Source organism: Bacillus sp. FSL K6-0972, from assembly GCF_037976035.1.
Taxonomy (GTDB): Bacteria; Bacillota; Bacilli; order Bacillales; family Bacillaceae; genus Bacillus; species Bacillus haynesii.
In genome coordinates this window covers 4048654-4064519 of record NZ_CP150260.1, presented here as the reverse complement: position 1 = coordinate 4064519, position 15866 = coordinate 4048654, and the positions used below count along the sequence as shown (strand labels likewise).

Annotated in this window: 14 protein-coding genes; 12 read left to right on the top strand and 2 right to left on the bottom strand. The window is 44.5% G+C overall.

What is annotated here, in order from left to right; genetic code table 11:
- Positions 1 to 69: 69 nt before the first annotated feature.
- Both MKX80_RS20690 and MKX80_RS20685 read right to left on the bottom strand, forming a co-directional pair.
- Positions 70 to 633 (bottom strand): flavodoxin family protein, encoded by a 564-nt coding sequence (locus tag MKX80_RS20690; protein ID WP_154998674.1) that lies wholly within the window; start codon positions 631 to 633, stop codon positions 70 to 72.
- A 541-nt stretch (positions 634 to 1174) separates the two neighbouring features.
- A complete protein-coding gene (locus MKX80_RS20685; RefSeq protein WP_003186207.1) occupies positions 1175 to 1324 on the bottom strand; it encodes an anti-repressor SinI family protein in 150 nt (49 codons plus the stop codon).
- Positions 1325 to 2123: 799 nt separating this feature from the next.
- Between MKX80_RS20685 and galE the strand changes: the two genes are divergently transcribed.
- From galE to MKX80_RS20625, 12 genes are all read left to right on the top strand, one after another.
- Positions 2124 to 3113, top strand: a complete 990-nt coding sequence (galE, locus tag MKX80_RS20680; protein ID WP_154998675.1) for a UDP-glucose 4-epimerase GalE — start codon at positions 2124 to 2126, stop codon at positions 3111 to 3113.
- A 471-nt stretch (positions 3114 to 3584) separates the two neighbouring features.
- Positions 3585 to 4553, top strand: coding sequence for a cytochrome aa3 quinol oxidase subunit II (gene qoxA / locus MKX80_RS20675; RefSeq protein WP_154998719.1), 969 nt, complete (start codon positions 3585 to 3587; stop codon positions 4551 to 4553).
- A 17-nt stretch (positions 4554 to 4570) separates the two neighbouring features.
- Entirely contained in the window at positions 4571 to 6520 is a 1950-nt protein-coding gene (qoxB, locus tag MKX80_RS20670) for a cytochrome aa3 quinol oxidase subunit I (protein ID WP_154998677.1), read from the top strand.
- 14 nt (positions 6521 to 6534) lie between these two features.
- A complete protein-coding gene (gene qoxC / locus MKX80_RS20665) occupies positions 6535 to 7149 on the top strand; it encodes a cytochrome aa3 quinol oxidase subunit III (RefSeq protein WP_216929955.1) in 615 nt (204 codons plus the stop codon).
- Positions 7149 to 7514 carry a cytochrome aa3 quinol oxidase subunit IV gene (gene qoxD / locus MKX80_RS20660; RefSeq protein ID WP_059230872.1) on the top strand — a complete coding sequence of 122 codons (366 nt, stop codon included), beginning with the start codon at positions 7149 to 7151 and terminating at the stop codon, positions 7512 to 7514. The genes qoxC and qoxD overlap by 1 nt, the downstream gene beginning before the upstream one ends.
- 386 nt (positions 7515 to 7900) lie before the next feature.
- The gene (locus MKX80_RS20655) at positions 7901 to 8533 is read left to right on the top strand and encodes a response regulator transcription factor (protein ID WP_020453360.1); all 633 of its coding nucleotides are present in this window, start codon (positions 7901 to 7903) and stop codon (positions 8531 to 8533) included.
- 359 nt (positions 8534 to 8892) lie between these two features.
- Complete coding sequence (locus tag MKX80_RS20650; RefSeq protein WP_003186189.1) at positions 8893 to 9165, top strand: hypothetical protein; 273 nt, start codon at positions 8893 to 8895, stop codon at positions 9163 to 9165.
- Positions 9165 to 9629: a lasso peptide biosynthesis B2 protein gene (locus MKX80_RS20645; RefSeq protein WP_154998684.1), complete on the top strand. Its 465-nt coding sequence runs from the start codon at positions 9165 to 9167 to the stop codon at positions 9627 to 9629. The genes MKX80_RS20650 and MKX80_RS20645 overlap by 1 nt, the downstream gene beginning before the upstream one ends.
- Positions 9626 to 11626, top strand: a complete 2001-nt coding sequence (locus MKX80_RS20640; protein ID WP_268342609.1) for an asparagine synthetase B family protein — start codon at positions 9626 to 9628, stop codon at positions 11624 to 11626. The genes MKX80_RS20645 and MKX80_RS20640 overlap by 4 nt, the downstream gene beginning before the upstream one ends.
- Positions 11627 to 11668: 42 nt before the next feature.
- On the top strand, positions 11669 to 13594 hold the full coding sequence (locus tag MKX80_RS20635; protein ID WP_268298745.1) for an ABC transporter ATP-binding protein: 1926 nt from the start codon (positions 11669 to 11671) through the stop codon (positions 13592 to 13594).
- Positions 13588 to 15396, top strand: coding sequence for an ABC transporter ATP-binding protein (locus MKX80_RS20630; protein ID WP_268342610.1), 1809 nt, complete (start codon positions 13588 to 13590; stop codon positions 15394 to 15396). The genes MKX80_RS20635 and MKX80_RS20630 overlap by 7 nt, the downstream gene beginning before the upstream one ends.
- 11 nt (positions 15397 to 15407) lie before the next feature.
- A complete protein-coding gene (locus MKX80_RS20625) occupies positions 15408 to 15863 on the top strand; it encodes a GNAT family N-acetyltransferase (protein ID WP_154998691.1) in 456 nt (151 codons plus the stop codon).
- Positions 15864 to 15866 lie beyond the last annotated feature (3 nt).

The window sequence follows — 15866 nt, the reverse complement described above, 5'->3', positions numbered from 1 at the left end:
TGAAAGACCTGATCATCTCGAATAAATGTTTTTTCCATAAATGGAACCGTTTATTCACCTTTTCATTTGTCATGCCTTCCGCCCCGTTTCCGACTCTGCCAGCTTCCTTCTCAATTCATTTGCAGCCACCATCGCTGCCCGATCTGTCATCACGCCACCGGGCTTGTTCCCTTTGCCGAGCAGATAGCCGTCGAATGTCATGTTCATAAAGTCAAAGATGTATTGAAACTGTTGAATGAGCGGCAGCCCTTTCAAGCGGGGATCATCGTCCCCGACAGCCGCGACATAGACTGTTTTTTTCGCCATTTCATGTTTAAATGCAGATCTCCCGTTCTCAATCAATGTCTGTGACCAGCGGTCAATAAAGTTTTTCATCAAACCCGACATTCCGTACCAATAGATCGGGGTGGCGAAAATCAGGATATCCTTCTCCAACACCCGGCTGATCAGGCCTCTGTAGTCATCATCAGGATAAAAAGGGGCTTTATTGCTGTGCCTGTAGTCTGATACGGGCTCAATGTGATAGTTTCGCAGGTATATCTTATCGGCATCAAGTCCGTCTACTAATCGATTCACCAGTTCTTCCGTATTTCCGTTTTCGCGGGAGCTTCCGCAGATTGCTGCTATCCCCATATTCATCATCCTCCTTGGAATCGGTCATGAATTCAGTTTAAGATAACAACAACCATCAGTAAAATTGATATTTTAGATATTTATCATCGAAAAAAACGATTATATAGACAAATGCATAATAGAAAAGAGAGGATGGAAAGGAAGCCAGAGGATGTTATCTGAAGGATCAAGGCCAAAAGCTCCGCCCCCTATCAGGAGAAAGGCAATCGAAACCGATGCAGAAGAAAGTGTATGGGGCTGCTGACATCAGCGTTGGTCAGCAATGCCTCTAAAACGCCTTAATCAATCCGGTCTGGTACCCCTTAAGAGAGTGAAGCTGGAAAAATGAAACGACCTATGTACAGGGCAAAAGGTAAGGCTGCTCCTTAAAATGCGCGTTTATATGGAGCAGTCAGAATGTATACACAGGCAGCAAGCCTGCTGCTCAAATACGTCATTATCAATTAAAACACTCGTTAAAACAGCCGGTTGGATCATCTTGATAGACCAAGATTCAACAGAACCGCCTGTTTTTTTTTGGATAACTGATGCTTCTAAACGCTTATTGCTTTATCTGTTTTTCAGCATCGCTTTGGATGGGCTGACTGCGAAGAAATTCTTTCACATCTTCAATTTGCAGCCCAAGTTTTTTCGCCTCCTTCATCAAAATCACCCAATCTTTGTCCAACTTGTGTTTCGTTTGAGTATTCATAGCTTCCTCCAATATGATAAGACGTTGTTCACCTCAGAGAAAAAAAGGTTTTTCTTTGAGATGCAATAAAAGTTATAAAACAACAGCCATGTGAAAACAATGACAAATTTCATAAAAAATTCACAAAGTCATCATTGATAAACCTACCTATTCCCTAAATAACTGACTAAAAAAACCAAAAAATCTTAGATTCTTACTTATAATAATAAACAATCAATTACTGACTGGATAGTATTCAAATAAAAATGATCATTTTTCCCTATTAATAATTTCTCAATTGCAGCCGAATATCCTTTGAATATTCTAAAAATAAGGAAGGGTTTTTTAAGAGATTATTGTGTAGAAATATTGGAGAATCAAGGATTTGTAGGGATTATTTAGATTAAAGACATAGTGGATAGAGAGGGTTCTTTGGGCTTAGTTGCTGTATGGGTTAAAGAAGGGTAATACGAAAATACTATTATCGACCAGCATTAAGTGGAAAAAAAGAACATTGGTTTCGAATGCAGTGAAAAAAGTATAGCTTTTGCCTCAATATCGCGTTATTTCACCAAGGAATAACCATTGTTATGGATAAAAACCCGAACTATTCCTTGTAAGGTATTTAATGGAACAGGGGTCTCTCAATTTGTTTTACCCCAAGTTTTTATTTGAGGAAATGATGAAAATACAAGCTGGAAAATGCTGAAGGTGGTAAAATGAAAAAGTAAATATATCATCTTGGGATTGAAAAAGAGATTCTCAGGCGTTTTATAGATTTAAAATAGAAGGATAACGCCGCTGAAAGGAGAGAAATCAATTGGCAATATTAGTATGCGGAGGGGCGGGCTATATTGGAAGCCATGCTGTAGCGGAACTGTTAAGCCGCAATGAAGAAGTCGTGATTATTGATAACCTGCAAACCGGACATGAAGAGGCGGCTTTAAAGGGAGCTTCTTTCTATCATGGAGATCTGCGTGATGAAGCATTCTTGAGAAAAGTGTTTCAGGAAAACGACATTGAGGCTGTCATGCATTTCGCGGCCGATTCATTGGTTGGAGAAAGCGTAACAGACCCTCTCAAATATTATGACAACAATGTTTACGGAGCCGTTTGCCTATTAAAGGTCATGAAAGAGTTCGATGTGAAGCAAATTGTTTTCTCATCAACCGCTGCAACATACGGAGAACCGGATCGGGTGCCGATTATGGAAACAGATCCGACGGATCCGACAAACCCATACGGGGAAACAAAGCTTGCCATTGAAAAAATGCTGAAGTGGTCTGAAAAAGCATACGGAATCCGTCATGTCGTCCTTCGCTACTTTAATGTTGCCGGGGCGCATGTAGACGGTTTGATCGGTGAGGATCATCAGCCTGAAACGCACCTGATCCCGATCATTCTTCAAGTCGCGCTTGGCAAACGGGACAAGATTATGATTTTCGGCGACGACTATCCGACTCCGGATGGCACGTGCATCAGAGACTACATCCATGTGATGGACCTGGTTGACGCGCATATCCTCGCTGTCGAAAGGCTTCGGAACGGCGGAGAAAGCGCCGTATACAATCTCGGAAACGGCACGGGCTTCTCAGTCAAAGAAGTCGTTGAAACAGCCCGGAAAGTGACAGGCTGTCCGATACCGGCGGAGGTTGCAGAGCGGCGCGCAGGAGATCCGGCACAGCTGATCGCCTCTTCGGAAAAAGCCGTGAAAGAACTTGGATGGCAGCCGAAATACGCCGAACTGGAAACGATCATTGACAGCGCGTGGAAGTGGTTTAAAGCACATCCGAACGGCTATCAAAGCTAGAATGCGATAACAACTATTAAATAGGATAAAAAAGAGCTTTCAGTTACAGAAGGAAGCTCTTTTTTGTTGTTCTGAAGTTTAAAGCGGGTTGTCAGCAGGGAAAAGGAATGGAGGAAGATAATGATTCACCTTGAAAAAATTTAACAATGTTAAATTAATGATTGACCAAAGTTTTTTATTGTGGTAAACCTAAATTTGACAGATTTTTTGTTTCGGAGGGATTTGTCAACGCTTGCTATGTGTGTAAAAAGAACTAAAAAATTACCAGTCTATTTCCTTCGTTATTCATAATATCATGAACAAAATTTGACGATTTTGTGACATTTGGGTGAAAAAAAGGTGAACAATCGAAAAAAATAAGGCTAATTGGTGAAGATTTTGATAGCATAGCAAGGTAGAAGAAAAAAGTTTTTCAGAATCCTTTTATCTTAGATATTCTGACCAAATTTTAGACATCATTAAGGAAGGATGGTGATCCTCTTGTTCAGAGCATTTAAACCACTGATTATGCTGACTTTGCTTTCCTCCGTTTTTTTATTGGGCGGCTGCAGTCAAATCGCGGTATTGGATCCTAAAGGACCGGTTGCTTCGCAGCAAAGAGATCTTATTCTATTATCGATTGGATTTATGCTGTTTATCGTAGCGGTCGTATTTGTCCTTTTTACTGTGATGATTGTAAAATACCGTGAGCGTAAAGACAGAAAGTCTCCTTACAGCCCGGAAGTAGAAGGCAATACATTTTTAGAAATCGTCTGGACAGTGGTTCCAATTTTAATTGTTATTGCGCTGTCAGTGCCGACAGTTCAAACAATTTATTCTCTAGAAGAGGCTCCAAAAGCATCAAAGGACAAGGAACCTTTGGTCGTATATGCTACATCTGTCGATTGGAAATGGGTATTCAGCTATCCGGAACAGGATATCGAAACGGTCAACTATTTGAATATCCCGACAGACAGACCGATCTTGTTTAAAATCTCATCTGCCGACTCTATGGCATCACTGTGGATCCCGCAGCTTGGCGGGCAAAAATATGCTATGTCCGGAATGGAAATGGAGCAATATTTACAGGCAGACCATGAGGGTACTTATAAAGGCCGAAATGCAAACTTCACAGGTGAAGGCTTTGCAGAACAACAGTTTAATGTCAATGCGGTATCTGAAAGCAAGTTTAATGACTGGGTGAAGAAAACGCAGAAAGAAGCTCCTAAGCTGACGAAAAACCAGTACGATGAACTGATGCTTCCTCAGCATGCGGACGAAATGACGTTCTCATCAACACACCTGAAGTACGTTAATCACGGAAATGATGCGGAATACGCCATTAAAGCGCGCGAAAGATTGGGCTATAAACCAGTGTCTCCGCACTCAAAATCAGATCCGTTTGAAGACGTGAAAACAAACAAAGATCAAAAACAATCTGAAGACCAAGATTCTCACTAGGAAAGGAGGAAGCTTGCATGAATTTGAAATGGGACGAATTCATAATTACAGGTGACCCATTAATTCTTGGAGCACAGATTTCCATTTTGCTTACATCCATTGCAATCGTATTTGTGCTGACATACTTCAAAAAATGGAAATGGCTTTGGAGAGAGTGGATTACCACCGTCGATCATAAACGTTTAGGAATCATGTACCTTATTGCCGCAGTGATTATGTTTTTCCGCGGCGGTGTCGACGGGTTAATGATGCGTGCCCAGCTCACGCTTCCTAATAACGGCTTTTTAGATTCCAACCACTATAATGAAGTATTTACGACACACGGTACGATCATGATCATTTTCATGGCGATGCCGTTTCTTATTGGATTAATGAACGTGGTCGTGCCGCTTCAAATCGGTGCGCGGGACGTTGCATATCCTTACTTGAACAACTTGAGCTTCTGGACCTTCATGGTCGGAGCGATGCTGTTTAATATTTCATTCGTCATCGGCGGATCGCCGAATGCAGGATGGACGGCTTACATGCCGCTTGCAGGCAATGAGCTGAGTCCCGGACCTGGGCAGAACTATTACTTGCTCGGACTTCAGATCGCGGGTATCGGTACGCTTCTCACCGGGATCAACTTTATGGTTACCATCCTGAAAATGCGTACAAAAGGCATGACCCTATGGCGGATGCCGATGTTCACTTGGACAACGCTGATCACTTGTGTGATTATCATTTTCGCCTTCCCTGTCTTGACAGTGGCTTTGGCGCTGATGACATTTGACCGCTTGTTCGGAACAGCCTTTTTCACCTTGGCGAACGGCGGTATGCCGATGCTGTGGGCGAACCTGTTCTGGATTTGGGGACATCCTGAGGTTTACATCGTTATTTTGCCTGCTTTCGGTATTTTTTCAGAAATCATTGCAACATTTGCTAGAAAGCAGCTGTTCGGCTATAAAGCGATGGTTTATTCCATTGTTGCGATTTCGGTTCTCAGCTTTGTCGTTTGGCTGCATCACTTTTTCACAATGGGCAACAGCGCGGCGGTCAACTCGTTCTTCTCGATTACGACGATGGCGATATCGGTGCCGACCGGGGTTAAAATCTTTAACTGGCTGTTGACGCTGCATCGAGGCAGAATCAAAATCACAACGCCGATGCTGTGGTCGCTTGCATTTATTCCGAACTTCGTCATCGGCGGTGTTACGGGCGTTATGCTTGCGATGGCAGCTGCGGATTATCAATATCACAACACATACTTCCTCGTATCGCACTTCCACTACGTGCTGATCGCGGGTACTGTGTTTGCATGTTTCGCCGGATTTATCTTCTGGTATCCGAAAATGTTCGGTCACAAACTGAACGAACGCATCGGAAAATGGTTCTTCTGGCTGTTCATGACAGGCTTTAACATCTGTTTCTTCCCGATGTATTTCCTTGGATTGCAGGGAATGCCTCGCCGTATTTACACATACGGAGCAGAAGACGGCTGGACTGCATTGAACATGATTGCGACATTCGGCGCATTGCTGATGGCCGCAGGGTTCATCGTTCTCTGCTACAACATTTTCTACAGCTTCCGTCATTCAAAACGCGAGGAATCAGGAGATGCTTGGGGAATGGGTCGTACGCTTGAATGGGCTACATCTTCTGCGATCCCGCCGCACTATAACTTTGCGGTTCTGCCTGAGGTCACATCACCTGACGCATTTGCGCAAATGAAGGAAGACAATGTCGAGATTCATCCTGAAAGCAAGTTTAAAAAGATTCATATGCCGAGCAATTCAGGCCGTCCGTTTATCATGTCATTATGCTTCGGATTTGCTGGATTCGGGCTTGTCTTTGAATGGTTCTGGATGGGAATCGTAGGTCTGATCGGTGTATTCCTTTGTATGATTCTTCGTTCATTTGAATATGACGACGGCTACTATGTAAGTGTTGAGGAAATAAAAGAGACTGAACGAAAGAATGCCAAGTAAAGGAGGCGGGATTGATGGAACATGCAGAGCACAGCAATTCTAACGCTCCTATGGAATACCGTTCTGAAACAGGAAGGTTGAATATCCTTGGCTTTTGGATTTTTCTTGGAGCGGAGATTGCTTTATTCTCTACGTTATTTGCGACCTACGCTGTTCTTCATAACAGAACAGCGGGAGGCGTACTGCCGGCAGAACTGTTCGATGCAAAGCTCGTTTTAATCATGACGTTCCTGCTGTTAACGAGCAGTTTCACATGCGGCATTGCAGTGCATGAGATGCGCCGCGGCAGTTTGAAAGGCGTGATGATCTGGATGATCATTACCCTGTTGCTTGGTGCTGGCTTTGTCAGCTATGAGCTTTATGAGTTCAATCATTATGTACACGAAGGTGCCACTTTATCGACAAGTGCTTACTGGTCATCTTTCTTTGTTCTATTGGGAACGCACGGACTGCACGTATCGATCGGTATCTTCTGGATTATCGGCATTTTGCTTCAGACGAAAAAGCGCGGCCTAACCCCGCAAACGTCTGCTAAGCTGTTTATCTCAAGTTTGTATTGGCACTTCTTAGACGTGGTATGGATCTTCATCTTTACCGGTGTCTATTTGATAGGGTTGGTGAATGTATAATGGCAGCAAAACAATCGGCTGAACACAGCCACTTTCCTTGGAAGCATGTTGTCGGGTTCGTGTTGTCCATTGTGCTGACCTTATTGGCCTTGTGGGTGATCTATACGGATTTAAGCATGGCTGCAAAGCTGTGGATTATTTTCGGTTTTGCGATCATCCAAGCTGGACTTCAGCTCTTAATGTTTATGCATATGACTGAAAGTGACAGCGGCAAAATCCAAGTCGGGAATACGTTGTTTGCCGCATTTATTGCGGTTGCGATTATTGCCGGTTCTGTCTGGATCTTCGCTGCTCACAACTATCACGGAGACAACCCTGAGGGCGGTTCTCCAGGTGCAAAACATTCTGAGCACAGCGGACATTAATTGATTGGTAAAAGAGTGCGGATTTAATTGTCCGCACTCTTTTTTGATTGCTGAACAGAAAAAGAGAGAGCCGCAGGCTCTCTCTTTCTCATACACTCTTAACCGCGTTTTACGCCGCGGCCGAATTTGCCGTCGCCCGGCTTGCTCTTTTTAGAAAGAGTAACAGTCAGGAATGTACCATAGTTTTTAACTTGAGCATTTTCCAATTTGCGCATCTGTGTCACCTCCTTATTACTTCCAGTTGATTACATATTCATGCTATCATAGAATAAAGTGGTAAAAACCACAAAAAGGCACTAAAACCCGACATCATCCTTCAATTCTATTCATGGGGTTTTTATTGCGGTATTTGTTCGGAGGAAACTGACTTAAGGAGAGTGTTACTGATGATTCGCGTGTTGTTAGTAGACGACTACAGGGTTCTGACATCCGGAATGAAGGAAATATTAAAAAAATATAATATGGATGTCATCGTTTGCCACGAAGGAAATGAAGCTCTCGACCTCTTAAAAAATCAAGAGGTACATATAGACGTTTTTCTTTATGATTTAAAAATGCCGGGGATGAACGGGTTGGAACTGTCTCTTAAAACGCTGGAAATCGCACCACAATCCAAAATTATCATTATGTTTTCGGGAGATGAAATTCACTCATATTTTAATAAGCTGATCGAAGCCGGAGTCAAAGGGTTTATCGATAAATCGTATACAGACAGCATGATTGCTTCGAGTATTTTATTGTGTTTAAAAGGGGCTGTGTTATTTCCCGACGGCTTGCTGCAAAAACTGAGGCTCGACTCCGATCTCGCGGTGGACGAGCATTTAACAGACACAGAACTGGATATTTTGCAGAAGGTGGCCAGCGGTAAAACAAATAAAGAGATCGCAGCAGACTTACAAATGTCGACGCGCAACGTAGAGTATCACTTGAGCAAAATCTATAAAAAACTAAAAGTAACGTCGCGGTACTGTGCAGTAAAAAAAGGAACGATGCTTAATTTGATCAAGCAGAAAGCTTAAACAAGGTATATATTCGTTTTTCCCTGCAAAAGAGAGTCGATAGGCTCTCTTTTTCTTTTTCCTCCGAATAAATCCCGTAATAATGGCCCATTGATGCAGTTGGCTAATCATGTCGGTTTTCGGTAGTTTTTTGCGGTTTTTTTGATATTGTCCTGTGATAATCTGATTCATGTGATCAGTTGGTAAATTCAGGAGTATCGTTGCATTGCAGGCTCTTTTTAAAACGCTCCAGCGCTAATATGATAACGGCATTCGCCTGGGGAGTGGAAAGAACATCATGCATAAAGTGCTGAAAGAGAGCTTACCGGCTCTCTTCTCCTTTATTTTTCTGAAATCATGCATACCGGGGAGGTCTAACTTTGAAAATTATTCGAAATCAAGAGACAGCGACAACCGTGTTGGAGAATGAATGCATCGTCCTAAACCTGGACAATGGGCAGTATTTCGGATTGGAAGGGGCTTTAAAAGAGCTATGGATCGAAATTGAAAATGAACGAAAGGATAAAAAAGATATTCTGATCAAGTGGCAATCGGCGTTCGATCAGACGGAGGAAGAACTGTCAGCGATATTAAATGAGGCGATACAGGAACTGACACATCACAAGCTGATTAAAATAGAGGATAAAAGCTGATGAAAAAAAGAGCGCCTGTCAAAAATCATGAGTATTTTACAACCGTTCATGCTTTTGTACGTATGATGCTGTTAAATCATGACTTTGAAGAAGCTTATGAAAACATTGCGATCCATCTGTTTCCGCTGTATGCGAGCGCAAAGCAAAGAGGCGCAGGGCTTCATGATATAGACGAACTGCACCGGCACGGCGAATATTTGTATTCGCTTGATGAAGACGACCATTTGGTCACTTCATGCGTTTCTATTGCCTTGACGATTCAATCTATATTATTCAGCAATGGATCTGATGCTGATCTCGTGATCGGAGTCAAGAAAATTGATGACAAGCTGTTTTCTCATGCGTGGGTTCAAATGGAAAACGGCCAATCGATCGATCCGAATCATAAAAATAAGAATTTAAAAGTTTTACAGATGTATAAGATGAGCGCTTATGCTGAAAGGTGGGTGTTATCTCTAGTATGAAAATATGGTTTGGAATGCAGGGAGACAACACCGTTGCATGGCAAGAGTGGGTTTCCGCCGTCAAGAGATGGGGGCGGGCGGAACAGATTCACAGCTACAGCAGCGGGATCGCAAACATGGCTGAAGCGCATATCCGATACGATGAAGCTTTTAGACCTTCGACCCAAACAAACCTTTTGCACCCCGTCATCTTAGACGGCTGGATCAGCGGCGGTCTTAACGCAAAGTCGGATGGCACCCGAAAAATTGAACATGATGACAAGCTATACGCGTCATTGAAGCAGGACAAAGCTGCCATGCTTTCTCACTCGCATGGCGAGTTTACAATGATGTGGTGGGATGACAGTCTGCATAGCCTTGTTTTGGCGACTGATATATACGCAACCCGTCCGGTTTACTACTGGGTCAGTCCGAAAGGAGAATGGTTTGCAGCGAATGACTTGCGCATCCTTTTGCTTATTCATGACATTCCTTTTGCCATCGATCAAGATGTGTGCAGAATGTTTCCTACTTCAGGCTTTGCTGTAGGAGAAAACGGCTTTGAAGATCGGACGTTTTTTAAAGGAATACGCAAAGTGCCTGCGGCGTCCTACGCTGTTCTCGGCCGGGATCATGAGGTTCACGTGCACAGCTATTGGGGACTTCCGCAGCTGTTAAACGTGAAAGATCTTGCCGGAGACGCTGTTCCGCGGTTCCGGGAGCTTTTTCAGGAAGTGACAGCAGATCGTTTAAAAGATCAAAAGCATATTGTCGAATTAAGCGGCGGACTGGATTCAGCTGCTGTAACCGCCGCAGCAGTGGCAGGTGGATGCAAGGAACAGCTGCTGGCCGTCAACATATCATTTGCCGAACCTGACATGATATTAAGCCATGATAAGGACCTTGTAAAAAATATGATGCGAGATATGGACATCCCCGGCCTGATCATTCTTGGAGACGCTACAGCCAAAATTCCAAACGCGGAAATCGGGCGTGATCCGCTTTGGTTTGTAGACGGTCCTGATCCGAGAGCCAATTCACTGGTTAATGAGACTTTTACAGTGATCGCTGAGGAGTATGGTGCTTCGTCTGTCCTTACAGGTGAGGGCGGGGATTTCATTTTTAGCGGTGAAGTGTCAGTGATCGATTCTCTGCTTCGGCAGAGACGTTTTTCTGAAATCTACAAATTGCTTCGCGAATGGTCAGGCGGCAGCGTGAAAGAGATGCTGAAACTCGGATTTCAATACGGAATCGCCCCTTTCATGCCTTATATCGGCGAAAAGCTCTATTATGACTTGCTGTGGTCAGATACGGAATATGAGCTGCCTGAATATTTTACTGAAGAACACCGAAAGAGAGAACGGGAGATCAATAAGGAAGATCATCTTCGCTATCGAAAAAGCCGGGAGCTCTCAGTGTGGGGCAAGAGGTTTCATTTTGACTTTTTGTGGCCGAGAGCGAGGTACATGGATGCCGTTGGTGTGACATTGCCTACGTACCATCCGTTTTTGGATCGGCGGCTGATCGAATTTTCATTTTCTGTACCGCCTGAACAGCATTTTGATGTTTTAAAAGGGCTTGAAGAACATTATGCAGGCTCTAAAATGCTTCTTCGCAAATCTTTCACCGATATCCTGCCTGCCTATGTATATAACAGATCAACGAAAACAACATATGCCCATATGGCCAGGAAAAGCTTTATGAATGACCGCAGACACATCCTTCAGCTATTTGAACCGGGAGAGCGCGTCTTTGTTGAAGAACTCGGCATCATTAAGCGCGATATATGGTGGAAACACTTGCTGGCTATGGCTATCCGCTCTGAAGATCCAAATAATGATCTGGGCATGGGCTATCAGTATATGAGATCTGTCATTGACTTGGAAATATGGCTCAGGGAAGCATCGAAGGGGAAGGAGCATCTTCTCGAACGGAGCCGTCCGGGAAAACCAAGGATCATGGCTGATATCGAAACCGTCAATACGCCGGAGAAAGCCAAAATATACTCGTATCAATGACCACAATAGGTATAGAAAATGAAGGTGAAGCATGTGTGGAAGATGAAGCATATCCAAGAGCCGCTGCAAACGGCGGGCCTGCTTGGGAAAATGGTCTGGAAATCCGGCCCGTGGCTGATGATTTGCATGGTTTTCTTCATGCTGATCGAAGCCGGGGCACCTTTAATCCAATTGTACGCTTCAAAGGAAATGATCGACGGCATTGTCGAGCAGGAAGCCGTCATCCATGCGGAAATATGGGCTGTCATTTATGCGGGAAGCTTGGTCATGATCAGTGTCGTTAAATCATTGGAAAAATGGGTAAAGGCAATGCTTTCTGAGAGGTCGATGATCACAGTCAACAGCTTGTTAATCGACGCTTTTGACCGCATTCCGGGGATGCGCTTTTTTGAGGATCCAAAGTACAGGGACCGGCTGGAAACACTGCGGGATCGTTCGACATGGCTACCTTCCCAATTCATTAATATTAGTTCGAACTTGGTGACCGCCATTATGTCTTTGGCGGGCGTCGTTTTGATCATCGCCTATCTGTCGCCCGTCCTTGCTTTCATCCTTATTTTGTCGACCGCTCCATTTGCTTTTGTCCATAATCATTATAATGAAATGGAATGGGAATATCACAAGGATTACGCCCCTGTCAGAAGGAGGGCTGCATATGCGCGCCACATTCTGCTCGGGAGACGATCGGCAAAAGAAGTACGCCTGTTTGGCCTGGGGTCTTTCTTTCTTGATTTATATCAATCTGCTTTTAAAGGCTTATATTCTGTGCTGCGGAATATTCAAGTCAGAAGCGCGCGCTGGTCGGTTTTAACCGGTTTCTTATCGGGGGCCGGAACGGGTTTGGGGTACTTTTGGATTCTGTCCCAATCCCATTCAAGCAGTTTCTCTGTGGGGGATATATCGCTGTACTTAGGGGCTGTGTTTCAATTATCAACGGCTCTTCGGGATATCGCCAAAGAAGGTGCAGATACGTTGGATATATGGAGAATGGGAAGAGACTTTTTTCTTTTTATGAACGCAGAAAAGGATATCAGGCTTCCCTCCAATGGCGAATCTCTCGAGGGCGAAGGACCGCTGGCAGTCGAATTCAAAAATGTAACCTTCCGCTATCCTTTCAGAGAAGCGGCTGCCGGCTCCCGGGTAAATGAAGCTGATGCGGATGAGGAAGATTTGGATATGCTCAATGAACTTGAGGATGAAGAGATGAGGGAACACGACGAGCAGCCTCAATCAGATGCCATGCACACAGGCGATGTTCTGAATCGAATCAGCTTTTCTGTATCACCGGGAGAAAGAATTGCCATTGTTGGGGCGAATGGATCTGGGAAAACAACGCTCATCAAACTGCTCTGCCGCTTTTATGAATATGATGAGGGTGAGATTAAAGTGAACGGGAAAGACATCCGCCAGGTCGATCTTCATGAGTTGAGAAACAGGATGGCGGTCGTGTTTCAGGAGTTTGGCAAGTACGAATTGTCACTCCGACACAATATCGCGATAGGCCGCACGGAAGCTTTAGGTGATGAGGAAAAACTTCGCGCCGCCGCCCGGGCTGCCAAGCTGGAACCGATCATCGAAGAGTTGCCTGAAGGGCTGGAAACGATGATCGGCCCTGAATGGGGCGGAACCGATTTTTCGGGAGGTCAATGGCAAAGGATCGCTTTAGCCAGATCGTTTATGAAAGATGCCGGACTTGTCATATTGGACGAGCCGGCCGCATCTTTGGATATTCGGGCTGAGTATGATATTTTCCGGCAGTTTCACAGCTTCACAGAGGGAAAAACGGTGATCATGATTTCCCATCGGTTCAGTACGGTAAAAATGGCTGACCGCATACTGGTTTTGAAAAACGGAAGAATCGCGGAAGAGGGAAGCCATCAGGAACTCATGGACAAAAACGGGGAATACAGCAGAATGTTCCGCATGCAGGCCAAATCGTTTCAGGGGAGGGATGAGGTATATTGCTGAAGTTTCATTCATTTTTCAAAAAGCTGTCTCAAACCGCTTCCATCATATTTTACGGTTTAACGTTGTTTTGGCGCTGCGATCCTTTTAAATCGGCGGTTCTGTTTTTGATCACCTTGCTTGGCGCTATGCTCGGACCGCTCCTAGTCTGGCTGAGCGCAGAGGTTATCGATGAGATTGCACGGGCGCCGTTTGAGCTGTCTTCTTGGAATACACTGGTTTGGGCGTCCTTTGCATACATTGCTTTTACGCTGATCGTAGATGCCCTTCAGCCTGTGGCTGAAATGCAGAAAAGGCTCCTTACCGCCAAGCTCGAAGCTTATCTTGATGAAATGCTTATGAAAAAGGCAATTTCCATTCCTGATATCGCGGCTTTTGAAGACGCATCTTTTCATACCAATACACAAATCATCCGCTATAATGAATATTTTGTCACGATGTGGGTATCCATCGTGTCTCAAACCTTCGGCGGAATGGTGATGATTGCAGCCAGCAGTTTATTGATTGGCATGTCTGCACCGTGGGTGCCGCTGTTGTTTCTCATATTGGCCGTCCCCAAACTGTACTGGGAGGCGAAGTTAAACAACGCGACCTTTGAAGGACGGAAAGAGGTTCAGGAACTGAGGCGGCGCGCGGAATATTATGCAGGTGTCCCTCTCATGTCTGAAACAGCCGGCGAGGTCAAGATATACAATCTTGTTCCTTTCTTTAAATCTTTTTATAAAAACACTTCGATGGAGCTCCTCCATACGCTGTCCAACGATCAAAAAAAACTGGCGCTTTATCAGTTGTTCTGGTCGGTATTACAATCTTTGGCCGCAGGTGCTGTCCTGATTTACATCGTGCACCAGGCTTTTCATGGAGTGTTATCCATCGGGGATGTGATGCTGTTTATCGGAGCCGCGGTTCAGTTCAATGAAGGAATCAATGAAATGTTCGCTGCGTTTGCGATCGGAGCAAGAGAAACAAGGCACCTGGGAAATGTGCATTCTTTTTTAAACAGCAACAATTCCATGGAAAATGGGGAAACCGCGCCAGCTGCTCAAAAGCAAAAAGGATTTACATGTGATCAAGTGGAATTTTCTTATGCTGGAACCAAAACGGTTCTTGATATTCGTAAGCTCGATATTCCATTGAATAAGACGACCGTTCTCGTGGGAGAAAACGGATCAGGCAAAAGCACACTCGTTAAATTGCTCCTGCGTTATTTTGATCCCAATCAAGGCACGATCTCGTATAATGGTTTACCGCTTTATAAGTATGATATTGAACATTACCGGTCAAATGCCGCGGCTGTGTTTCAGGATTTTTTGCGGTACGAAATGACATTGAAATACAATATTGGCCTGGGCGACATTTCTTCTTGCTCCAACTTGGCTAAAATAAAAAGTGCTTCGGCCTTCGGCGGAGTGGATCAGTTTTTGCATAAGCTTGAAGACGGCTATGAAACAGAGCTTGGCAGACTGTTCGGCGGCAGGAATTTGTCGGGAGGAGAATGGCAGCGGGTCGCGATATCTCGCGCATTTATGCGTGATGAGTCTGCCGACATTTTGATATTTGATGAACCTTCCTCTGCGCTGGATGTATTTATTGAGGAAGAGATATTTGATAAGCTGCAAAAGCTGACGCAAGGAAAAACAGTCATTATTGTCTCGCACCGGTTAAGCACGGCCCGTTTTGCCGACCACATCGTATTTTTAGAAAAAGGAAGGGTGGCGGAAGCCGGAACCCATCAACAGTTGATGAAAAATCAGGCACAGTATGCAGAGCTGTATCGCCTGCAAGCTGAAAAATACGAGCAGTAAAGGAGAAAGCAATGAGCAATATAGAAGAACTTCGTCTGTTTCGAAAAGAAGATATTGAATGGCTGCAGACCTGGTTTGAGGATGCAGAAGTGAAAAGGCGGCTGGAAGGGATGATGCCACTTGACGAGTGGTTCAATTTTGCAGGTGGGAATGAAAACTACCGGGTATGGGCGGCTTTAAAGGAAGGCAAGCCAGTCGGCGTTGTCATGGTTGAAGTTGAGGAAGATTCGACCGGGAACATTGCACTTTTAGTCGATCCGTTTTTGCGCGGAGGGGGATACGGAAAAGCGCTCATCAAAAGGACGATGGCATTGCCGGAATTGAACAGGATCAACAAGTGGTTTGCCGGAATTGAAGAGGATAACAAGAGGTGCTTAGCGTGCTTCAGATCAGTCGGATATTCATTGGAACACGATCAGCCGGATGAGGACGGCTACTATTCTCTTATTTATTTCCCGGAATCTTAATTA